We start from the raw sequence: 21,281 nt of genomic DNA on the forward strand, positions 1-21,281 counted from the left end.
AAATGAAAAAGATATTTAGCATTTTTATAATTGTTTTTATGATGACCATTCCATTTAGTGGTCTTACATTTGCAGAAGAAACGAATACACCAATACAAAATGGTAACCCGATTACTGCACAGATAACAGAAGGAACGAAACACACATATGAATTTACAACGAATGAAGATGGAGAGTATTACATCATACTTGATAATATAGTCGGTAAATACAATCTAACTCTTTTTGATAGTGATCGGAAGACCATTTCAACCACTTATAATGGTGGTTCGAATCCAATTCTTAACTTAAGAGGTAAACTACTAAAAGGTAGTTATACCATTCAAGTAGAACCACGCGATTTAAGTGGGATTTCTATTGGTAGCTATCAAATTAAAGCCACATATGCAGCTTCGTTTAGTAGGAATGAGGTTACATTTGAACCAAACGAAACCATGCTAACAAGTACAATTCTTAAAAATGGAGAATATACGAGCTCAACTGCCGAACATTATCTTGATAGAGATGTCTATCAATTGACAACAGACAAAGCAGGGAACGTATTTATTGCTATTGATGAAATTGTCGGTAATTTTAATTTTAATCTATATGATAGTTCCGGAAATTACGTAGACCACCCTCACCAACCCTCACCAAATGGTCTTATCTATTTCAGTACGAACGTTCCACAAGGTACGTATTATCTTTATGTTGACCCGTACTATACAGCTGGCAAAATTGCTTCTTATCGAATAAAAGCAACATTTCCATCTTCATTAACAAGAGATAAAATTACTTTCGAACCAAATGATACAGACGAAGCAAGCATGCCATTGACATCAAACCAATATTATTCTTCAAGTTGTACGAATATGAATGATAGAGATTTTTATCAGATTACGACAAATAAATATGGTTTTGTCCGTGTTGTACTCGATAATACAGTGGGACTTTTTTCGATGTGGCTTTATGATAGCAAGGGAATGCCTTTAAGTTCATACGGTTCATACGGCTATACGCAAAATTCAGGTGAAAAGATACACCTCAATTTAAATCTAGATAAAGGTACGTATTATGTTCACGTTGTGCCGATTGAACCACCTGGAGTAGATTTACCTGGAACAACAATTTCCTCTTATCGGATTAAAGCGGATTTTCTAGATAAAACACCAAGTGTTGACCCTGTTTATCATATTGATACGCATTTAACAGGTGCAGCCGAAAATGGTACGAAAGTGTCTGCGGCTGTAGGAAGTAAAAAACTTGGAGAAACTGTAGCAGTAAATGGAAAGTATAACATCACGATTCCAGCTCAAAAAGCAGGAACTGTAATCGGAGTTTACACAGTAGATGAAATCGGAAATATCAGTACGACAGCAACCACGACTGTAGTTGATGCGACAATTAAGGCTGTGTCTAGTTCGTACAACAAGATTAAAATCACTTGGAACAACTTACCAGGAGTTAGTGGCTATGAAATATACCGAAGCACCTCAAGTTCAGGGACTTATAGTAAGGTTGGTACGGTGTTAAATGAAAGTACGAATACCTTTACAAACAACTCTGTTGCGACTGGTACTATCTATTATTATAAAGTAAGAGCATTTCGTACTATTAATGGAACGAATAGCTATACTTTTTTCACAAAAAACACGAGTAGTAAAGCTATCCCAGCAACACCTAGTACACTTTGGGTGAAAAAACTGAGTTCTAATTCAATGACTTTATCTTGGTCAAAAATTGATGGAGCAAGTGGGTATCAAATTTATCGTTCCACTTCTCCGAATGGAACATTTAGTTTGGTTGGTACAAACACAAGCGGAAGTCTAACTAGCTTTAAAAATGTGAAGTTGACAAAAGGGAAAACATACTACTTTAAAGTAATTGTTTATCGTACAGTTAACGGAAAGAAAGTATTTAGCCTTCCAACCTATGCTAGAATTTATAAAAATTAACAAAATTAGTTGAGTCATTGTGGTGATAACCGCTCTAACTTCACTTTTTAAAAAATTACGATACTTTTAAATGTTCAAAGTCTTAACAGTCATAGATAGTATGATGGCGGTCATCAAAACTTGTCTTTTTACTTTGTGAACTCCTCGGTATCGTGTGTAGCGTAACCCGTGGAGTTCTTTACTTTGGGCAAAACTTAATTCCACTGTTGAGGGTCTAACTGACCTTAATATTATTTTTCTATCAGGTGAAATCCCTAAAAACCAACGATAAGTAGCATTTTGTTTGACTTGTTTACAAGTAAATCGAACAGAACGAAACCCCTCATTGTATTGTATCAGTAGAATCTTTACTAAGATCAGTGGATCAATTGAAGGTCTGCCAACGGTTGACCGATAATAAGGTTCGATAAGTTTATATAAAAAATTCCAATTTACAATGTGGTGCTCCAAATCAATCATATTCTCATAAAGTTTACGATTTTTTGCGATGTCTAAATTCTCTTGATAGTAGTACATAAAAAATTATATGCTTAGATCTATTGACTAAGTTATTTTTCAACACTCTGACAGAAAAGCCCCTTATAGGGTTTTTCTGTTTTTTTGTCATAAAGATTTTTACATTTGGCATCATATTTGTTCAGTTGTGAATGTGGATTTTGCTTCTTTTTCTGGCATTGTTAAGAAAATAACTGCGATGACGATACATATTCCACCTAGTAATTGGTATACTCCGAAAGATTCCTTTAGCCAAGTAATAGAAACAATAGTTGCTACAAGTGGTTCAATACTAGATAAAATACTAGTCTCTGTTGCTGATAAATATTTTAGGCTACCGATGTAGAGAAGAAAAGAAAGTGTACCAATTAAAATAATTAAAATCAGCATAGAGAATGTTGACATCGTAAAGGTTTGTGAAAATTGTTTCCATTCAAATGAATGATTGTAAATAAATAATACAATACCTCCAATTAGCATACCCCAGCCGATAATAAGAGTCGTCCCCCATTGTTGAATAAGGGAAGTAGGATGAAGTGTATAGAAGGTAAAACCAATAGCTGTTAACAGTCCGAATAAAATAGTTTCCTTAGACATGACAATATTATGGGCTGATCCGTTTGTAATAATAAAGTATGTGCCGATCAGTGCAGAGAAAATTGCTAGCACCTGCATAGTAGAAGGCAGTTTTTTATGCTGTATTGCAACATAAATAGTAATGAGAACTGGCCCTAAAAATTGGAATAGAGTAGCGGTCACAGCGTTGCTAATATGCACAGTTTCAATAAAAGCATATTGTGCGCCAAGCATTCCTAGAATAGAGAAAATGATAAGTTGTAATAGATGAACTGGTTGTTGCCAAATAAGAAATATATTTTGTTTTTTTGTAAGTAAGAAACATAAAATGAAGACTCCAGCAAGTAAGAGGCGAATTACTAAGTAGTCGATAGATGACATTGTCGTACGTTGAAAAAACCACTGAATTAATGGACCGGATAATCCCCATAAAGTAGCTCCTGTAAGAATCATAAATAGTCCAAGACGTCTGCTGTTTTGCATGATCATGATGCTCCTTTCAAAAATTGATTTTATTTGATTTACATGATAAAAAGAATTATATATAACCTCTGGTACTATAAGAAGTATCAATAATTCATTTTTCGAGGGGGTCAGATTTCATGTTAGAGATAACACCTAATTTGAATATTGAGTCAAAAATGCCGTTGTATGTACAGTTATATGGGTATATAAAAGAAGAAATAAGAAGTGGAAAAATCCCTCCAATGACGAAGCTTCCAGCAAAAAGAAAGTTAGCTATGTATTTAGAAGTGAGTAAAAATACAGTTGAATCCGCATATGAACAACTTCTGGCAGAAGGGTATATTGAATCCGTTTCACGTAAGGGGTATTTTGTATGTGGAATTGAGCAAATGATGCTTACAGAGAAAAAAAGAGAATTCGTTAAGGAAGTATTATACGAAGAACAGATATATAAATATGATTTTACACAAACGGGTGTAGATCCAAAGACATTTCCATTCGCTGTCTATCGGAAAATTTCAAATGAAGTATGGCATCAAGAAAATAAGGAACTTCTATTCCTTGGTCATCCTCAAGGTGAATCCAACTTGCGTGAAGAGATTGCGAAATATTTATATGAATCAAGAGGTGTTAGATGTTCATTTAGTCAAATTGTCATAGGAGCCGGAACCCAATTTTTAATAAGAATCTTGTTTCAATTACTAAAGGGAAAGCATTTTGCAGTTGAAAATCCAGGGTATCATCGGAAGTTGGTTGTTTTTGAGAAGGGTGAAGGAAATGTTCAAATGATCCCACTTGATGAGGATGGGATTTGTATTGCAGCTTTAGAAGCTAGCAATGCGAAAGTTATTTTCGTTACCCCGTCTCACCAATTTCCTTGTGGAATGATTATGCCAATTAAAAGAAGAGCACAACTATTACAATGGGCACAAGAGGAGTACGGACGTTATATTATTGAAGATGATTATGACAGTGAATTTCGTTATTCTGGAAAACCAATTCCAGCATTGCAGGGGCTTGATACAGAGGGAAACGTAATTTACATGGGTACATTTTCAAAAGCATTACTCCCATCATTACGAATGAGTTATATGGTGTTGCCAAAACAGCTAATTAAGTTGTATCAATCACACTATTTATTCTACACACAAAGTGTTTCGAGAATCGATCAAGAAATCATTAGAAGATTTTTAAACGAAGGACATTGGGAAAAACATATTCATAAAATGCGAGTTGTATACAGAAAAAAGAGAGATGTACTTGTTTCGGCGATAGAAAGGTACTTTTCTAATAAAGTGGAAGTGATAGGAGAAGATTCTGGCTTACATATTTTATTAAAGGTTCACAATGGAATGTTAGAAGAAGAGTTAATAAAAAGAGCGGCAGAAAATAGTATTAAAGTATATCCAGTCTCAATGTATTATAGTGAAGGGAATAATCCCAAAAATACAGTTTTACTTGGATTTGCTATTTTAACTGAGGCCGAGATTGAAGAGGCTATTCGATTGCTATATAATTCATGGTTCAAAATATAACATGATGTTAAAATAAATAATGCTATAAGAGTATGAGAAGGCAGCGAAATAATTGCTGAACAATAGAAAAGAATTAAGTACGTATAGGATAGCAAGTGAAAAACAGACAAGCCCCTTATAGGGTTTTCTGTTTTTTTTATAAATAGAGGGTGTCTTTCAAAAAATGAAAACTTTTCAGCTAATCATGGAATATTAACTGGTATATCACCTTAATATTGTGGGGTGTTTTAAATTTATTTAATACTTCAGATTTTTTGCTTTTGTAAAATAATTTATTTTATTTTGTGTTATAATTTTAGAGTGAGAATGTAATCTATGCATCTTAGAATTTCTAAAAGGAGCAATATTTTTAAAATGAAATGGTTAATTGTATTTGGACCAGTAATAGAATTAGCATTATATGCGATAGTTTCTAAGTTTTGGGTAAGTGATTTTAAAGAAATAAAACCAATAATTGTTTTACAAATAGTACTTTACACTTTTCTTATTACACCATTATTACTTTGGGGATACATGTTAAAGCACTAATAAATATAAGTATGCATACTAAGGATAATTAGAGAAGTATGCTTTTTTTATCTTTATTTTTCTTGGCCTATTGGAATGTTATAGAACTAATCATATAAATAGAAAAGCCCTTATAGGGTTTTTCTGTCTTTTTATCAAGAATCATTCCTTCCAAAATTGTTCTAGTAAAATAACAATCATGGTACCTACGAGTAAAAACAAGTGTCTCCATTATCTAACGAAAATGAAAGTATACAATCGCGATAAACCGAATCAAATTAGGACAAATCGTCACTGCATTTGTTACTGTGTTCGTAAAAACGGCTAACCATCAAGCTTTTAAGACTTTCTTTCAAGAAGAAGAAGCAGTTTCTGAGGTACATCGTACAAGTGGTGACGGATGCTATTTATTAAAAACGCATTTTTCTTCGAATGAAGAACTGGATTCATTTCTAGAAAGATTATTAGAGTACGGGAATTATCGTGTGAACCTATCAATAGGAAAGCTAAAATAAAGCTAATTTTTTTTGTTAACTATCAAAAGTTATGAACGGGACCATAGATCGAAATGAAGTATGAATTGAATCAAGCAAAACCAAAAAAAGCCCGATATAGGGCTTTTCTGGTTTTGTAATGTAATAAATGATTGCTAAACTTCCCTTGTTTTAGCAGTCATAAAATAATACCACTTGTATACATAGTTACTTTTGTATTGACCTCAAAGGGCACTTTTGAATAGTCCTTTTCCCAATCTATCTTCTTCCATGTATTCGGATGATAAGCCATTATATATCTACCAATCCCTAATGCATCACAATTTGATTCTTGAAGAATGCTAATTACTTCTTTTAGCTCCTTTTCGATATTCTTAGCAATTTTGTTTTCTATTTCCCTTTTCTTGATATTACTAGCTAAATCTTCGCCAGTATACTCGATTAAATCAATCTTTATTTTTAAATCAATCTTTACTTTAGGTTGCTTTTCGTTTTTAATTTGTAGGTTTCTTTTTATACTTTTTACTTTAAAAGAGATAATCTCATTATTGCTTCCCATTGGTTCCGACAAACTCATTGTATTACTTTTTTTGTCTTGCAGTAATAGCAATAATTTTGACTGTTTATTATTCAGGATCTTACCGGTAAATCGATTGTTTTCTAAAAGTGCCACACCTTTAATTTTTATTGTTTCATCATTTATTTTTTCTAAATAAGGGACGACTAAATCAGTACCTGGATCGTCCATTTTTTTGTAAATAGTTTCTTGTGTCTCTTTTGGAATAACTGAAATATTTTCAGCTGACTCAAGCATTTCTGAAAGTGACTCACTGATAATAATATCTTTATAAGTTTGCATTTCAATAATATTAGAGGCCTGTCCTTTTACGATTGCTACTCGTGAAGTTAGAGGGTTTCGAATAAATCGGAAAAAGGTATCAAAATAAGGATACAAATTGTTTTTTGCCAAGTTTTCACCTAATAGCATCACTAGCAATTTGTTGGAAGAATAACTACCAGGAATTTGATAATCAATATTGTTGCGTACATCTCTTATACTTGCGCCTTGATCATTAACAATATAATTAGTGGCCTCGGTTTGGTCACCTTTTGCAATATTAGCACTGACGCTTGCTGTTCCCTTAATTCTGTCATTAGGAAGTTGGTCAAATGCAATACTTAGTACTAATGCAGAGTCCTTCAAGGAGTGTTGATCCCAGCAACCTGTTAAAAAGAAGATTAATAAATAAACGAGGTAATGATATCTTTTCATGATACTTTAACTTCCTTACTTTTAATCTTAAAGAGTAGGGATATACATAGGATTAATGCTGGAATCAATAGTATAAAAATAAAACTCGAAATAGATAAGATTTTTATTAGGATTTCTAAATATCCATTTGAAGAAGGTACTAAATTACTTACTAGAAAGATAATTAAGCAAATTGCAAGAGTAGAAAATGTACTAACTCTATTTCTATTTATCAAATTTGAAATGCCAACATTAGCTAAATTTAAATAAGCCACATAGGAAGAGGCAATTATGACAAACCACAATGAAAGAAATAGTAAATCGAGTCGCTCTAGTACTTTAAAAAAAGTTAAGGTTTTAAATAAATAAATTGTTGGTTCTGGAATTAACTCCATTTCTTTTTTACTAAAGAATACGAAACATAAAACGACAGTAAATAGATTAATCATTGTAATAAATAATATAGAAAATATAGAGCTTTTTATTATTTTTCTATGAGGGCCTTTTACAAATGGGTAGACAACTAAAAGACACTCAAAACCATGTAGAAAATAATAAGACGTATAACTTCCTTTCAATATATGGGCAAAGTTAACTTGAGCAACTGGTAGTAAAAATTTCCATTCCACCTGTTGAAACGCTTCAATACTAAAAACAAAAATGATTAAAAATGTCCAAAAAGATAATTGGAAAAATCGAGTCATCGTTCGAATATTTTCTTTTCCTAAATAGATACCAATTATCAATAAAAGGAGTAAAATACTCCAAAATGGTGAGTTTGGAAAAACCCATTTACTAAAAACAAATAGATAGGATTGATTAATTAAATAAGCAATAAAGATAAAGTATAAAATATAACTAATTTTTAATATTCCACCAATCCATTTTCCAAAAAAAAGCGTACAAACTTCAAAAATTGTTAAATTAGGAAACCGCTTAATTAAAAATGAATATAGGAAAATAGTACATACTGAATAGAGACAAGAAAATACTAAAGAAATCCATCCATCGTGAGCACTTTCTTTATATAAATACATTGGTAACCTTAATGTTGTAACATTTAATTGGACGATTACCATATAAAAAAATAATTGAAAGGATGAAATGGTCTCGTTTTGCTTAATTATCATTTTTTCCACCCTTTCGTTCCTTGGGACTGGATCGTATCAGTAGGTTGCGCATTTGTCGGTCGAGTCTTCATTTTCCAATTTGGCACTCTTATCAAGGTATCCTTTAAATCCTTTATTCGAATTGGTGCAAGAGGTGAAAAGTATGGAGAACCAAAAGATTCTAGTTTAACAATATGAATAAAAATAATCGTTAAACCGAATATAATACCTACAAATCCATAGATTGATGCCAAAATAATCATTGGAAAACTTAATAATCGAAGTGTAAAACTCATTTCATGAACAGGAACAACAAATGATGCAACTGCTGTAATTGCAAGTACTACAGTCATGGTATTTGAAACTAAATTAGCCTCTACAATAGCTGTTCCGATAACGAGGCCTCCTACAATACCGATCGTTTGAGCAATCGGGCTTGGAAGTCGAATGGATGCTTCTCTTAATAATTCCAATATCAATTGCATAATGATTGCTTCGACAAATGGAGAAAATGGTACAAATTCGATGCTGTTTTGAATAGTAGTAACTAATTCATATGGGAGAATTTCATAACCAAATGAAACAATTGATATGTATACTGCAGGTAAAGTTATAGAAAGAAAAAAACTAAATAGCCTAATGACTCTTAAAAAAGACCCAACTAAAACTCTCCCATTATAGTCGTCAGGAGTTTGAAAAAACATAAAAAAAGTAGCTGGCATAATTGAAACGGTAGGACTACCTTCAACGATTACGGCAATTTTACCGTCAAACAAATTTGAAATAATTCGATCAGGACGCTCTGTTTTTAATAATTGTGGGAAAGGAGAAAAAGAACTATCCTCGATAAATTCTTCCAGTTTACCTGATGTTAAATTATTTTCAAGTTGAATTGAATGAATACGATTTTTAACATTTTGTAGAATATCTTTATTTACTATATTATCTAAATATAAAATTCCAACATTTGTAGCAGGATCACCAATTTGTAAAATTTCCGTTTTAAAATGAGAACTTCTAATTCTATTTCTAATATAATTTACGTTTTTACTTAGGCTCTCAACAAAACCGTCGTGAGCACCTGAGACGACTTTTTCATTTACAGGTTCACTAGTTGATCTTACTTCAAATAAAACAGTATCTATTATATAGACTTCCCTGGATCCATCCTCTAATATGATTGTATTTCCATTAATAAGAGAAAATTTAATTTCGTTAAAACAATCAGTTGTAGAAATAGTTGAAACCGGAAGATCAGTCATGATATTTCCATGTTTTATATTTAAAAGTACCTTAATAATTTTTTCATTAATAATCTCTTTATTTGAGATTGTATCGATAAAAGCAATACATAGTGGTCTATCATTGAAAGTAATCTTTCTAGTTTTAAAATCAAAAACATTCGAAAACTCTTCTTTTAATTTTTCTAAATTACTATTAATGTCTTTAGAAATTGTAATTGTTTGTTCCGTTTTCAATAATATTCCACCTCCTATCGTGTATTGTTTGTAAAATAGAAAAACATATTCATTGGTTAGAATAAGTAATTGAATGTTTATAAATAGAGAAAAGGGCTATCTCATAGGTCAGATTAACTGACACGAGAAGCCCTAATTTTGATTGTCATAATAATACAGAATGCATTAGTGCTAGTGGGGGGGATATTATTAGCCCTTTTCAATTTAAGTTGTTATTTTAAATCTTTTCATAGATATAATTAGCGGATTTTTAACTAGTTTTTAAACAATTAGAAGGTGAGTTAGAAGTTCTTAGTCTAAATTAATCTGAAAATTAACATGAAAATCGGTAATCTCATATGAGGTTACCGATTCGTTATATTCATTCCTCTATATCAACAGGCGAATTAATCTGATCTTTATACAAATCAAAATACAGTTGACCATTCGTTCCACAAACACAATATGAAACATCAGCTAATTTCAATCCTCTTTGCTCAATTTCAGTAACAATCCAATCTTTTGTTAGGTGGTTTTGTGTGATGTTTTTATCAATAAATTGACCATCCATAATGATTTCAATAGGGAAATCTGATTTGGAAGGACTAGAAATTCCCAAATCTTCTCTAGTTACAAAACGATATAACGGTTTCTTTAATATAGATAAATGGCCATCAGGTTCGAAAATAGCGAATTCTACCTCATCTATATCAAATATATCTCTCCTTCTTAGTGCTTGATTGAATGAATCCATTGTAACTTTTAGTTTTTCTATGTTTTTTTCAAGAATTTTGCCATCTTGTATGACAACTGTAGGCTGTCCATTGAATAACTCTCTAGCTTTTTTATTTTTTAGTGAAACTAGAGTAGCAAGAAATAAAAACGTACTGAAGATTATTAATGCAGTAAAATAGTTACTGATACGAATAGATGTGTTAAACGTCAGATTACCAGCAATCGATCCTAATGTTATTGAAGTAATATAATCATGATACGTCATTTTTGATATTGTTTGTTTTCCAAGTAAGTGGGTAATACAAATTAGTAAAACAAATGCTGAAAGAGTTCGAATTATGACTTCAATCGTTCCAATCATTACCTTCACCTTTAATTTTTTTTTACTATATTTTTACATTAAAAGATATAGATAATACGTAAAAGTAGATTCTTTTGTAAAGTACCTATAGAACAGATCGTATAGTAAACGGGTCAAAGGTAATTAAAGAAGAGGGCATTTAAGTAATTAAACTTAAATGCTCTTTTTACTTCTACATAGATTTACCTTATTTGGTAAAAATGTTATTAACTAATAATGGTAGATTAGCTTTACTATAAACAGATAAATAGTTCAAAAAATAACTAAATTCCATAGGAGAATTTTAAATGGAACACGGATTGTTAGAAGTTTCAAACGTGATTATAGGAGAATTCTTAATATTACTCTTAATTGGTGTGATATCTTGGTTGGCTGCAAATAAATTTAATAAACCTTATACAATATTTCTAGTCATTATTGGTTTATTAATTGGCCTTATGAATATTGATTTTTTAGATAAAATTGCCGACTTATTTACCAAAAGCGAGACTTTTTCATTAATCGTTCTTAGTCTTTTTTTACCTTCGCTTCTTGGAGAGGCTTCGATGAGGTTTGAATATAAAGAAATTAAAAAATATAAAAATGAAATTCTAAGTTTAGCTCTTTTAGGTACATTCATAACATTTGTTCTTGTTGCTGTTGCTTTGATTTATATTTGTAAGTTACCAGTAGTAGTATCTTTTACGATTGCTTCTCTTATGTGTGCAACTGATCCTATTTCGGTTATGGGAATGTTTAAGATTTACAATGTAAAGAAAAGTATTGCGGCTAGTTTAGAAGGAGAAAGCCTGTTTAATGATGGAATAGCAGTTGTATTTTTTAAAATATCTACCGTATTCCTATTAAGTTACATTAACATGGGATTATCAGGTATAGGTGCTGGCATTTTATTATTCTTCAAGGTTGTTCTTATCGGAGCAGTTATGGGGCTAATTTTGGGATTCTTAGCTTCATACATGATTAGTTTCGTAGATAATTACCCTCTTGAAACAATGGTGTCTTTTTTACTTTTTTATGGAAGTTATCTATTATCAGAGCATTTTCATGGAAGTGGCGTAATTGCAGTTGTAATTGGAGGCATTGTGTTTGGTAATTATGGAAAGAAAATTGGAATGAGTGCGGTAACCGAAGATTACATCGCAAGTTTTTGGGACATCGTATCGTTTGTAGGAAATACGATTTTATTCCTACTAATCGGTTTAGTAGTTTATCGATTAGATGTATTTTCAAATTGGAAAGTTTCTTTAATAACGATATTGATTGTATTAATTGCTAGAACAATTGCAGTAAATATTAGTTTGCTAAATATAAAGACCTTTACAAATAATGAAAAGTTTCTGATTAACTGGGGTGGGTTAAAAGGTGCATTGTCAATTGCACTGGCACTAACTTTACCAGCTGATTTCCCATATAGAGAAAACATTTTGCTAATTGTATATACAAATGTGGTGTTTTCATTGCTGATTCAAGGTTTGAGTATTCCAAGAGTAATAATGTATATAAAACATAAAGAAAAAGTTAGACAGTAAGATTTCTTTTATTTGCAAATGGAAAATGTCATGTGATTGATAAAATTTTCAATGCTAGAAACAGATCAAAGTTCTGACACTACTGATTGATATAAGAGGCTGTCCCAGTTGCGAACAGACTATTGATCATCTTAAGATATATCTTGTAAGCATGTCATAATGCTATCAGTGAACAAGAAATATTTACAGTGTTCCAAAAAAGTATGAAAAGAAAAGTAGGTAAATAAACCGGAATATCTCCATAGAGGGTTATTCTATTTTTTTGTTTTTATAAATGTTCAGTATAAAGGACCTTCTGAACTACTAGTATCCAAGTTGAAGAAGGTATTTTAAATTATATAACGAACTCCCAATAATAAACTTTTTAAAGATTGGGTGGGATTAATAATAAAACAAAATGAAATTTATAGTAGTGAACAAATAAAAATTAGTATAATCGAGCAACTTCGGAACGCAGGTTGCGTTTTTGCAGAAGAAGAGACTCAACTTCTCATTTCTGAAGCTAATACTTTTGAAGAACTTTTAACAATGGTAAATCTTCGAGTAACTGGTTCACCAATAGAATACATTCTAGGTTGGGCAGAGTTTTATGGCAATAGGATAGCAGTAGGCCCAGGGGTCTTCGTTCCTCGCCGTCGGACAGAGTTTCTTGCTCAAAAGGCGATTGACTTATCTGTACCTGGTGTCAAAGTTGTTGATCTTTGTTGTGGTTCTGGTGCAGTAGGTGTAGCGATTTCCAAGGCAGTAGGGTTGGTTTCGTTGTATGCGGTCGATATTGATCCTACTGCAGTCCAGTGTACCAAGTGCAATATTTCTAAACTAGGTGGTCTTGTATATGAAGGTGATCTTTATAATCCATTGCCACCTCATTTACATGGGAATGTTGATATTATAGTGGCAAACGCACCATATGTTCCTACTGAGGCAATAACGTCTCTCCCTCAAGAGGCACGTCTTTATGAGCCAAAAGTTGCACTCGATGGTGGAAAGGATGGAAATGATATTCATCGGAAAGTGGCAGAAAATGCGTCTTTCTGGTTAGCTTCGGGTGGGCATTTATTAATAGAGACGAGTAAAATTCAGGCTCCTCAAACAGTTGAAATTTTTACTCAGTGTGGACTAATAGCTGGGTTAGCACACGATAATGAATTGGACGCCACAGTCGTAATTGGTACAAAACCGCCATTATAGAATTAATTAAAAACAACCAGTGTAGCCTCGTTATGGGTTACTCTGGTTGTTTTTAGTATCAAAGTTTATTTTTTGTTCGACTTTTTTGCTAAATTCTGTAATTCACTTTGAGGCTCAGTTGAAAATTCAACGTCTTTTCCGTATCCTTGTGGATTAACACTTGGAGCTTTTTGTCCTCTTCCAGATGATTTTTTACTCATGTGCTTCACCTCCAAAGATAGTGTTTCCGAAGAGTGTAGATTTATGAGTAAAAATAATCTTGTACATTCTATATAGAAAGATTTTTCTCTTTTTCAAAGTTAGAAGATGTACTTTGTTGAGATATTACGCGGTCTAAAAATTTTTTTGTAAGTGGCATAAAGAAATTTAGTATTAACCCACCAAAACAAACGGTTAGTATCGTCCCAATGCCAATTGGTCCATTTGAAATGAATGCAGCTATTAAGAAAATGAGATAAATGACTGTTTTCGAAAAAAAGATAGTTGTACTTGTTAATTCCTGTAGGATTAATGTTAATCGGTCCACTGGAATAGGTGCAAAGTTTGTGTGTAAATAGGTTGCAGTTCCTAGTCCTGAAATAACTAATCCAAAACTATAACAAGCTATTTTGCTATACCAAATTTCAGGTGTTACTAAATTGTGTAATAAATAAAGCCACATATCAATACCGATACCTGTAATAAAGGCAGTTACTAATCCTAAAAATTCTGGTCTTTGTCTTTTTAAAAATGAATTTATACATATTAGAAGTAAAGCAATGATCATTTCCCAACTTCCGACAGTCAAGCCCACATTTTTGGATAACCCTACTAAAAGTGCATCAAAAGGTGAAGTTCCAAGGTTAGATTGTATGTTGATTGAAATACCTAAGGTTAATATTAAAATTCCTAATACGTAAAAGACATGTTTCGCTTTAATTAATCGCTTTATCATTTAGTTATTTCTTTTAGCATTAGAATATGAGGGATCCCGTCTTCTATAAAGACATCAGAGGAAGTGTGATAACCAAGTTTTTTATAAAAACCTTCTGCATGTGTTTGGCCATGCAATTTTACTTTCGAAGCTCCTTGTTCTTCCGCGATTTCTTCTAAAGCTTTAATAATGTTTTTGCCAAGACCAAATTTTCGGAAAGACTCAAGGATACAGATTCTTTCCAATTTACCTACTCCATCAACAAACCTAATTCTTCCTGTTCCGACTGGTTGTTCATTGTAATGAACTAATATGTGTTGGCAATCTCCATTCAATTTGTCGTATTGATCAAATTCATCTTCTAGAGGTACACCTTGTTCTTTCACAAATATATCTTTCCTTATTGCAAATGCTATTTTTAGTTCTTCTTCATTCATTATTTTTTTTGTATTCATCACTTTTATCAGTCCCTATTAATTAAATTTTTTGTTTTATTGCAAATGCAACAAAAATAAGTTAAATTCAATATATATCATTTTTATTGCATTTACAACAAAATTAATACTAAGGAGTTATTTATGAAGGAAATTCTTCGTGAAATTGGAATGATCGCAAGGGCTCTAGATTCGATCAGTAATATTGAATTTAAAGAGCATGACCTTACAAAAGGGCAGTATTTATATCTAGTTCGAATAGTTGAAAATCCAGGAATCATTCAAGAAAAATTAGCTGAGATGATAAAAGTAGATCGAACTACAGCAGCGCGTGCTATAAAAAAACTTGAAATGAATGGATTTATTGAAAAGAAAGAGGATAAAGAGAACAAAAAAATAAAAAAACTCTTTGCAACAGAAAAAGGGGAAAATGTTTATCCATTTATAAAAAGAGAAAACGATTATTCTAATATCGTTGCACTAGAGGGACTGTCCGCAATAGAAGTTGAAACCATTTTTACTCTACTTCAAAAGGTAAGAAAAAATGTAGAAAAAGACTGGGAATTTGTAAAAAAGGGGAACAAGAGAAATTATTGATTAGATTAGAGGAGAGACGGATTAATATGACGATCAATATAACAAAGTGTAGTTCTAAGGATTCACAAAAACTTCAACAAATCGGTTATGAAACGTTTAATGAGACATTTAAGGATCAAAATACGCTAGAAAATATGAATGCTTATTTAGAAAGAGCGTTTAAGTTAAATCAAATAGAAGAAGAAGTGTTAAATCAGTCTTCGCAATTCTTTTTCATTCATTTTAATCAAACCATCGCTGGCTATTTAAAGGTCAATAGAGACGATGCCCAATCCGAAAAAATGGGTTCAGAATCACTTGAAATCGAGCGGATTTATATAAAGAAGGAGTTTCAAAAACACGGGCTTGGAAAAGTTCTTTATAATAAAGCCATAGAAATTGCGGAGGAACTTAATAAAAAGAAAATCTGGCTAGGCGTATGGGAAAAAAACGAAAATGCGATCGCATTTTATAAAAAAATGGGATTTGTTCACAATGGGTCACACTCATTTTATATGGGTGATGAAGAACAAATAGACTTGATCATGACTAAAACACTTGGGTAAAATTGTCCACATTAAAATATTCTCTCAACTACAGATTAATGGTAAAGAACACAAAGGAGAGAACTATGGAAACGACGATAAGACAAGTAAAAAAGGAAGATGTATGGGAAATAAGGCATAAAGTTATGTGGGTAGATCAGCCTTTTGATTACATCAAATTGAAAGATGATGATTTAGGGGTTCATTATGGCCTTTTTGAAGGATTTACTTTAATTTCAGTTATTTCTATTTTTATAACGAACGGAGAATGTCAGTTCCGTAAATTTGCAACTCTTCAACAAGAACAAGGTAGAGGGTATGGGAGTATGTTGTTAAATTATGTAATAAAGGAAGTTCAGAATAATTGCGTGAAGAAAATTTGGTGTAATGCTAGAAAGAATAAAGTGAGTTTTTATAAAAAATTTGGTTTGATAGAGACCAATACCAGTTTTATAAAAGGTGGGAAAGATTACGTCATTATGGAGAAATATTTATAGTAGATAAGTATAAAGGTTGACAATGATACTGATAATCATTATCATTTAAATATGATAACACTCAATACAAATAACCCCGGTATTGATTTATGGTGTCATAAAACCTTATGTATATTTCCCCACCCTTTTTTCATACGGTTATCCAAAAAAGCTTGACTAGTCACCAAGCTTTTTTGGTATTTATTTGGTTAATTTTAGGGGGAGAATGAAATGAGCGGTCAATTTGGATAGTTAATCTAAATTGGTAAAGAATAAAATTAACATAATTCAATAATAAAATGGAGTAAGCACTTGAAAACTTTAATATTTTGTTCAATTATTTTTTTTCCTATTATTATGAATGGATTAGTCAGATTTAATCGAATGTTTAACACAATCTTTAATTTAATCGCAATCATTTCTTATGTAGTATTTGGGGGAATTTCAGCAATATCAATTTATGAAATTATAAAACATGATGTTGTTTTTATGACTAATATCCATGCTGTATTTCTTAATATTTATTTTTTAATTGCTGGCTCTTACTTAGGTATATATGGTTTATATCTATTGATTAATTTGATGATGAAACAGCTTAATCAAACTAATAAGTAATGACAATGAAAAACACCACAACGCATCATTTCTATAAAATCATGCATTGTGGTGCTTTTTTATCGTTATTTTTCTATTTGCATTTCTAGTTTTGAATCATACTCTTTTTTCGAAAGTTCACCTGGCCAGTATGCAAATCTACCTAATACGGTAGTAATTGCTGGGACTAAAAGTGGACGAACTATGAATGTATCAATTAATACTCCAATACAAGTAACAATTCCAAATTGAACTAATACTTGAATAGGTAGTGTTGCTAACACTAGGAATGTACCGGCCAAGATTAATCCAGCAGATGAAATAACAGCCCCGGTTTTTGCGACGCCATTAGAAACTGCTTCGCGATGAGTTTGTTTCTTTTTATTTTTCCATATTTCCGAAACCATGAATATATTGTAATCTTCACCTAATGCTACTAAAAATACAAAGGAATATAATGGAATCGAACCTTGTATCGCGCTAGCCCCAAATCCGTAGTGAAGAATTAGCCAGCCAGCACCTAATGCTGAAAGATAAGATAATATGACGGTTAGAATTAAGTAAATCATCGCTGTAAAGGAACGTAAATAAGTTAAAAGTAATAATGCAATTAATCCAATCATTACCGGAATGATCACGGATTCATCATGCTCAGTTATATTTTTTGTATCTAAATTTGTTACTGTTTCTCCACCAATCCAGTAATGCTTATTTACTTGTTGTATATCATATTCGTTCAATAGTTTCTTAATTTTCTTTTCTAGTTGAGGTATTCTCTCTAATCCTTTAATAGAATATGGATTATCGACTAAAGAAATTTCATATAATTGTAATTTTTTATTCTCTTTACCTGTAATAGGATCAGATACATCTTTTACGAATGAAAGTGATTCTAATTCTTTTTTTACAGGGATATTTTTATTTTCTGTATCGATTATTACTTTAACAGGTGCTAATAAACCTGATGAATAATGGTCAGATATTAAATCAAAACCTTCTCTTGAAGGCATATCTTTAGGAAATGATTGAAGTAAATCGTATGTGTATTGTACTCGAGGTACAAATAGAGCTAGCCCTCCTAAAAGCATGATCGAGACTAGAATAATTGTCCAAGGTTTTTGAGTAACTACTTTTCCTATTTTTTGATTAAATGTTACTTTGATTTTTGATTTCTTAATTGATTTGCCTTTTTTCTTAGCTCTTAATTCTTCCATTTCCTCTGTTCTTGGGATAAAAGGAAAAAATGAAACTCTGCCAAAAATAGAAAGTAGGGCAGGTAGGATTGTGATTGCAGCAATACCCATAATAAGGACTGCCAAACTAAATGGTACTGCGAAACGATGGAAAGCACCATATTGAGCTAATAAGAGAGTACCTAATCCAATAACGACTGTTAAAGCACTCATTGAGATGGCTCCACTAGATTCTCGGATTGCGAGCTGAAGTGCTTTATATTTGTTTTCTTCCAAAAGTAAATATTCACGATATCTTGATATTAAAAATAAACAATAATCAGTTCCTGCACCAAATAATAAAACTGTCATAATCGAAACGGCTTGGGAATCCACCGTTATAATACCTTTATCACCTAAAAAGCCTAATAATGGATTTACGATTCCATATGCGAAACCAACGACTATTAACGGGACAATTGCCATAATTGGTGAACGATATAGAAGGATTAAGAAAACTAATACAAGTGATACTGTTGATAATAAAAGTTTAACATCGGCTTGTGAAAATAAACTTACAGCGTCTGTTTGAATACCAACCGGGCCAGAAAAGCGGACTTTTAGACCTGATTCTGTTAATTTTCGTTTTACGGGGTTATCACCAGAATTATTTTTAATTAGCTTTTCTATTTTGTTGATGTTTTTTTGTAGTACTTTATCATCTGCTTTTTTATCAAAAAGAACGGCTGTAATGATTGTAGTACCATCCACTGAAGAACTTCGTTTAATTGCCTGGACAGGCATTAAATCATATGACGGAGATGTTAATTGATTTTTTAATGGATTATTTCTAAGTTCTTTATAAACAGTTTGAATGACTTTGTAATCGTCTTCACTTAGACCGTCTTTACGGTTCCAAACAATTAATAAAGGATTTCCAGAATCAGTTGGAAATTCTTTTTTTATTAGCTGATCCGCTTTTTGAGACATGGATTGCTTAGGTAAATTATCTGCTGTATTGTTTTCTACTTCGTTTACAGATGGGAAAGTAAATGATAGCACAACCGTTAATAAAACCCAGATCAACAATGTTATCCATCTTGTACGTTTACTACTTACAAATTTGCCCCAAGAATGAAAGGGGTGCTGTTTCATATGGAATTCACCTCACGTAAAATTTATTAACCTAATTATATATACTGGTAAGTTAATTATTCAAGAACTTTTTTTATGATATAATGAAGGGGAATTAAAAGGTTAGGAGAGGAGCATTTTGGAACAAATTAAACGTCCTCTTGGAAGACCACCGCAGGATTCAAAAAAAAAGCCTACAAAAACAACAATCGTTGAAAATGCAATTCAATTGTTTCTTCAAAACGGATATCAATTAGTTTCGATGGATGACGTGGCTAAGAATTGTGGTGTGACCAAAGCAACGGTTTATTATTATTATCCAACAAAAGCAGATCTCTTTACGGATGCAATGGTTCAAATGATGCTTCGAATAAGTGATCGAATTGCTGAGATTTTATCTACAGATAAATCGTTAAAAGAAAATCTCAACGAATTGGTAAAAGTCCATTTAAGAGCAACTTTTGAAATTGATTTAAAAGCTTTTACGAAAGAAGCGAAAGTCTCTTTATCAGATGAACAATTACAACAGATGAATAAAGCGGAAGAAATGATGTATAATGTGATCGAAAAAGCAATGACAATGGCAATAGAGAATGGAGAAATACCTAAAGGGAATCCAACATTCTATACCCAATTGTTCTTAGCAATTTTATCGGTTGGAAATTATAAGGATACAGATCAAAATTCAATTTTCGCTACAATAGATGAAATGGCTGAACAGATCATAGACTTCTTTTGGAATGGAATAATGGGCAATAAATAAAAGAAGATTTACTTTTTGAGTAAATCTTCTTTTTTTGCGTGTTAAATAAAACATATTCAAAATTGAGAAAAGGCTCTTGAGTAAGTATAGAGCTAGAAAGTGAAAATAACATACTCATAAAAGGCTCATGAGTATGTTTTAGAATAGTAGGTTCGGTTTATTTGTACAGTAATCTTTTAATGTCCTTAAAGATAAGCAGGAATTTAACTGAACAAGTTGAATTAGTTACTACAACTGGTAAATAATACAAAAAATCACATTGTTTACGCATCAGCTCAGCCTTATTATTAAAATAATTTTCAACTAGGCTTTCACTTTGATTCCTTAAAAAAGTTTAAAAGCAAGGCTTAGGATGAACCAAATAAATACCTAAATCTGCTGTCCAAAATTTAAACTTTGAGGTGTCTACAATGAAAGATATTTTACTAATCTTATTATTGCAATTGATTTATGTACCTGTCTTAACATTACGAACAATTTTTCTTGTAAAAGGGTTGAGTGTATCTGCTGCGCTTTTTGGTTTTTTAGAAGCAATTATCTACGTTTTTGGATTATCTCTTGTTTTTTCCGGAGATCAAAGTACTGTTTCTATGGTTGTTTATGCAGTCGGATTTGGAATTGGATTACTAATTGGCAGTTACGTAGAAAACCGCTTAGCAATTGGCTACACAACACTAGTAGTTAATTTGACAAACAAAAATAAATTGCTAATTAATCGACTTCGCGAGGAAGGATTCGGAGTGACAGTGTTCCAAGGCGAAGGAAGGGACAGCGAGCGTTATCATTTGGATATATTGACAAAACGTAATAGAGAACCCGAACTAATGGATCTTATTGAACAATATGAACCAAGTGCCTTTATTATTTCGTATGAAGCGAGAAGGTTTAAGGGTGGGTTTTTATTAAACGCAATGAAGAAATCAAAACATAACAAATCAAACGTATTATAGACACTATATAGTAAATAAAAAATCAGAGAAACTGGCGTATAGTTTCTCTGATTTTTTTATTTAATGATTTAAAGAGTGTGTTGG

20 protein-coding genes and 3 pseudogenes are annotated in these 21,281 nt (G+C 31.8%); 12 read left to right on the forward strand and 11 right to left on the reverse strand.

Annotated features, from left to right (window positions below; translation table 11 throughout):
* Nucleotides 1-2 precede the first annotated feature (2 nt).
* Entirely contained in the window at nt 3-1,934 is a 1,932-nt protein-coding gene (locus ACFVRR_RS19680; protein WP_387331958.1) for an Ig-like domain-containing protein, read from the forward strand.
* 102 nt (nt 1,935-2,036) lie between these two features.
* Here ACFVRR_RS19680 and ACFVRR_RS19685 read toward each other — a convergent pair.
* The 3 genes and pseudogenes from ACFVRR_RS19685 to ACFVRR_RS19695 form a co-directional block, all read right to left on the reverse strand.
* A pseudogene (locus ACFVRR_RS19685) lies at nt 2,037-2,150 on the reverse strand (transposase); the annotation flags it as partial.
* Between the two features lie 24 nt (nt 2,151-2,174).
* Nucleotides 2,175-2,450, reverse strand: a pseudogene (locus ACFVRR_RS19690) (transposase); the annotation flags it as partial.
* Between the two features lie 111 nt (nt 2,451-2,561).
* Nucleotides 2,562-3,488 (reverse strand): DMT family transporter, encoded by a 927-nt coding sequence (locus tag ACFVRR_RS19695; RefSeq protein ID WP_387331960.1) that lies wholly within the window; start codon nt 3,486-3,488, stop codon nt 2,562-2,564.
* Between the two features lie 119 nt (nt 3,489-3,607).
* Here ACFVRR_RS19695 and pdxR point away from each other — a divergent pair, with 119 nt between their 5' ends.
* The 3 genes and pseudogenes from pdxR to ACFVRR_RS19710 all read left to right on the forward strand — a co-directional run.
* On the forward strand, nt 3,608-5,005 hold the full coding sequence (pdxR, locus tag ACFVRR_RS19700; RefSeq protein ID WP_387331962.1) for a MocR-like pyridoxine biosynthesis transcription factor PdxR: 1,398 nt from the start codon (nt 3,608-3,610) through the stop codon (nt 5,003-5,005).
* A 354-nt stretch (nt 5,006-5,359) separates the two neighbouring features.
* A complete protein-coding gene (locus ACFVRR_RS19705) occupies nt 5,360-5,533 on the forward strand; it encodes a hypothetical protein (RefSeq protein WP_176522555.1) in 174 nt (57 codons plus the stop codon).
* A 227-nt stretch (nt 5,534-5,760) separates the two neighbouring features.
* A pseudogene (locus ACFVRR_RS19710) lies at nt 5,761-6,027 on the forward strand (Lrp/AsnC family transcriptional regulator); the annotation flags it as partial.
* A gap of 157 nt (nt 6,028-6,184) precedes the next feature.
* Here ACFVRR_RS19710 and ACFVRR_RS19715 read toward each other — a convergent pair.
* The 4 genes from ACFVRR_RS19715 to ACFVRR_RS19730 all read right to left on the reverse strand — a co-directional run bounded on the left by ACFVRR_RS19715 (nt 6,185) and on the right by ACFVRR_RS19730 (nt 10,920).
* A complete protein-coding gene (locus ACFVRR_RS19715; protein ID WP_387331964.1) occupies nt 6,185-7,279 on the reverse strand; it encodes a Ger(x)C family spore germination protein in 1,095 nt (364 codons plus the stop codon).
* Nucleotides 7,276-8,388, reverse strand: coding sequence for a GerAB/ArcD/ProY family transporter (locus ACFVRR_RS19720; RefSeq protein WP_387331966.1), 1,113 nt, complete (start codon nt 8,386-8,388; stop codon nt 7,276-7,278). The genes ACFVRR_RS19715 and ACFVRR_RS19720 overlap by 4 nt, the downstream gene beginning before the upstream one ends.
* Nucleotides 8,385-9,845 (reverse strand): spore germination protein, encoded by a 1,461-nt coding sequence (locus ACFVRR_RS19725; protein WP_387331968.1) that lies wholly within the window; start codon nt 9,843-9,845, stop codon nt 8,385-8,387. Before ACFVRR_RS19725 ends, ACFVRR_RS19720 begins: the two co-directional genes overlap by 4 nt.
* Before the next feature lie 361 nt (nt 9,846-10,206).
* Entirely contained in the window at nt 10,207-10,920 is a 714-nt protein-coding gene (locus tag ACFVRR_RS19730; protein ID WP_387331970.1) for a DUF421 domain-containing protein, read from the reverse strand.
* 287 nt (nt 10,921-11,207) lie between these two features.
* Here ACFVRR_RS19730 and ACFVRR_RS19735 point away from each other — a divergent pair, with 287 nt between their 5' ends.
* Both ACFVRR_RS19735 and ACFVRR_RS19740 read left to right on the forward strand, forming a co-directional pair.
* Nucleotides 11,208-12,449: a cation:proton antiporter gene (locus ACFVRR_RS19735; protein ID WP_387331972.1), complete on the forward strand. Its 1,242-nt coding sequence runs from the start codon at nt 11,208-11,210 to the stop codon at nt 12,447-12,449.
* Between the two features lie 375 nt (nt 12,450-12,824).
* Nucleotides 12,825-13,640: a putative protein N(5)-glutamine methyltransferase gene (locus ACFVRR_RS19740; protein WP_387331973.1), complete on the forward strand. Its 816-nt coding sequence runs from the start codon at nt 12,825-12,827 to the stop codon at nt 13,638-13,640.
* A 65-nt stretch (nt 13,641-13,705) separates the two neighbouring features.
* On the opposite strand, the gene ACFVRR_RS19745 is transcribed toward ACFVRR_RS19740, so the two are convergent.
* The 3 genes from ACFVRR_RS19745 to ACFVRR_RS19755 all read right to left on the reverse strand — a co-directional run bounded on the left by ACFVRR_RS19745 (nt 13,706) and on the right by ACFVRR_RS19755 (nt 15,008).
* Nucleotides 13,706-13,840, reverse strand: a complete 135-nt coding sequence (locus tag ACFVRR_RS19745) for a hypothetical protein (protein ID WP_056467807.1) — start codon at nt 13,838-13,840, stop codon at nt 13,706-13,708.
* A 68-nt stretch (nt 13,841-13,908) separates the two neighbouring features.
* Complete coding sequence (locus ACFVRR_RS19750) at nt 13,909-14,574, reverse strand: YczE/YyaS/YitT family protein (RefSeq protein ID WP_387331975.1); 666 nt, start codon at nt 14,572-14,574, stop codon at nt 13,909-13,911.
* A complete protein-coding gene (locus tag ACFVRR_RS19755) occupies nt 14,571-15,008 on the reverse strand; it encodes a GNAT family N-acetyltransferase (RefSeq protein ID WP_097976879.1) in 438 nt (145 codons plus the stop codon). The genes ACFVRR_RS19750 and ACFVRR_RS19755 overlap by 4 nt, the downstream gene beginning before the upstream one ends.
* Nucleotides 15,009-15,131: 123 nt before the next feature.
* Here ACFVRR_RS19755 and ACFVRR_RS19760 point away from each other — a divergent pair, with 123 nt between their 5' ends.
* From ACFVRR_RS19760 to ACFVRR_RS19775, 4 genes are all read left to right on the forward strand, one after another.
* A complete protein-coding gene (locus ACFVRR_RS19760; protein ID WP_387331977.1) occupies nt 15,132-15,584 on the forward strand; it encodes a MarR family winged helix-turn-helix transcriptional regulator in 453 nt (150 codons plus the stop codon).
* 26 nt (nt 15,585-15,610) lie between these two features.
* Nucleotides 15,611-16,129 (forward strand): spermidine/spermine N(1)-acetyltransferase, encoded by a 519-nt coding sequence (gene paiA, locus ACFVRR_RS19765; RefSeq protein WP_387331979.1) that lies wholly within the window; start codon nt 15,611-15,613, stop codon nt 16,127-16,129.
* Nucleotides 16,130-16,194: 65 nt separating this feature from the next.
* A complete protein-coding gene (locus ACFVRR_RS19770) occupies nt 16,195-16,605 on the forward strand; it encodes a GNAT family N-acetyltransferase (RefSeq protein WP_387331981.1) in 411 nt (136 codons plus the stop codon).
* Nucleotides 16,606-16,896: 291 nt separating this feature from the next.
* Entirely contained in the window at nt 16,897-17,199 is a 303-nt protein-coding gene (locus ACFVRR_RS19775; protein WP_387331983.1) for a transposase, read from the forward strand.
* 65 nt (nt 17,200-17,264) lie between these two features.
* On the opposite strand, the gene ACFVRR_RS19780 is transcribed toward ACFVRR_RS19775, so the two are convergent.
* Nucleotides 17,265-19,505, reverse strand: coding sequence for an MMPL family transporter (locus ACFVRR_RS19780; protein WP_387331985.1), 2,241 nt, complete (start codon nt 19,503-19,505; stop codon nt 17,265-17,267).
* 118 nt (nt 19,506-19,623) lie between these two features.
* Between ACFVRR_RS19780 and ACFVRR_RS19785 the strand changes: the two genes are divergently transcribed.
* Nucleotides 19,624-20,247, forward strand: coding sequence for a TetR/AcrR family transcriptional regulator (locus tag ACFVRR_RS19785; protein WP_387331987.1), 624 nt, complete (start codon nt 19,624-19,626; stop codon nt 20,245-20,247).
* A gap of 410 nt (nt 20,248-20,657) precedes the next feature.
* Entirely contained in the window at nt 20,658-21,197 is a 540-nt protein-coding gene (locus ACFVRR_RS19790; protein ID WP_387331989.1) for a DUF2179 domain-containing protein, read from the forward strand.
* Nucleotides 21,198-21,281: the final 84 nt, after the last annotated feature.

Source organism: Gottfriedia sp. NPDC057948 (assembly GCF_042887255.1).
Lineage (GTDB): Bacteria > Bacillota > Bacilli > Bacillales > Bacillaceae_G > Gottfriedia.

What these genes read in the sequence shown, in the direction of transcription:
- ACFVRR_RS19715 (WP_387331964.1), bottom strand. Translation starts at nt 7,279, where the DNA reads ATGAAAAGATATCATTACCTCGTTTATTTATTAATCTTCTTTTTAACA.
- paiA (WP_387331979.1), top strand. Translation starts at nt 15,611, where the DNA reads ATGACGATCAATATAACAAAGTGTAGTTCTAAGGATTCACAAAAACTT.
- ACFVRR_RS19780 (WP_387331985.1), bottom strand. Translation starts at nt 19,505, where the DNA reads ATGAAACAGCACCCCTTTCATTCTTGGGGCAAATTTGTAAGTAGTAAA.
- ACFVRR_RS19705 (WP_176522555.1), top strand. Translation starts at nt 5,360, where the DNA reads ATGAAATGGTTAATTGTATTTGGACCAGTAATAGAATTAGCATTATAT.
- ACFVRR_RS19790 (WP_387331989.1), top strand. Translation starts at nt 20,658, where the DNA reads ATGAAAGATATTTTACTAATCTTATTATTGCAATTGATTTATGTACCT.
- ACFVRR_RS19770 (WP_387331981.1), top strand. Translation starts at nt 16,195, where the DNA reads ATGGAAACGACGATAAGACAAGTAAAAAAGGAAGATGTATGGGAAATA.
- ACFVRR_RS19760 (WP_387331977.1), top strand. Translation starts at nt 15,132, where the DNA reads ATGAAGGAAATTCTTCGTGAAATTGGAATGATCGCAAGGGCTCTAGAT.
- ACFVRR_RS19680 (WP_387331958.1), top strand. Translation starts at nt 3, where the DNA reads ATGAAAAAGATATTTAGCATTTTTATAATTGTTTTTATGATGACCATT.
- ACFVRR_RS19735 (WP_387331972.1), top strand. Translation starts at nt 11,208, where the DNA reads ATGGAACACGGATTGTTAGAAGTTTCAAACGTGATTATAGGAGAATTC.
- ACFVRR_RS19730 (WP_387331970.1), bottom strand. Translation starts at nt 10,920, where the DNA reads ATGATTGGAACGATTGAAGTCATAATTCGAACTCTTTCAGCATTTGTT.
- ACFVRR_RS19755 (WP_097976879.1), bottom strand. Translation starts at nt 15,008, where the DNA reads ATGAATACAAAAAAAATAATGAATGAAGAAGAACTAAAAATAGCATTT.
- pdxR (WP_387331962.1), top strand. Translation starts at nt 3,608, where the DNA reads ATGTTAGAGATAACACCTAATTTGAATATTGAGTCAAAAATGCCGTTG.
- ACFVRR_RS19720 (WP_387331966.1), bottom strand. Translation starts at nt 8,388, where the DNA reads ATGATAATTAAGCAAAACGAGACCATTTCATCCTTTCAATTATTTTTT.
- ACFVRR_RS19745 (WP_056467807.1), bottom strand. Translation starts at nt 13,840, where the DNA reads ATGAGTAAAAAATCATCTGGAAGAGGACAAAAAGCTCCAAGTGTTAAT.
- ACFVRR_RS19695 (WP_387331960.1), bottom strand. Translation starts at nt 3,488, where the DNA reads ATGCAAAACAGCAGACGTCTTGGACTATTTATGATTCTTACAGGAGCT.
- ACFVRR_RS19750 (WP_387331975.1), bottom strand. Translation starts at nt 14,574, where the DNA reads ATGATAAAGCGATTAATTAAAGCGAAACATGTCTTTTACGTATTAGGA.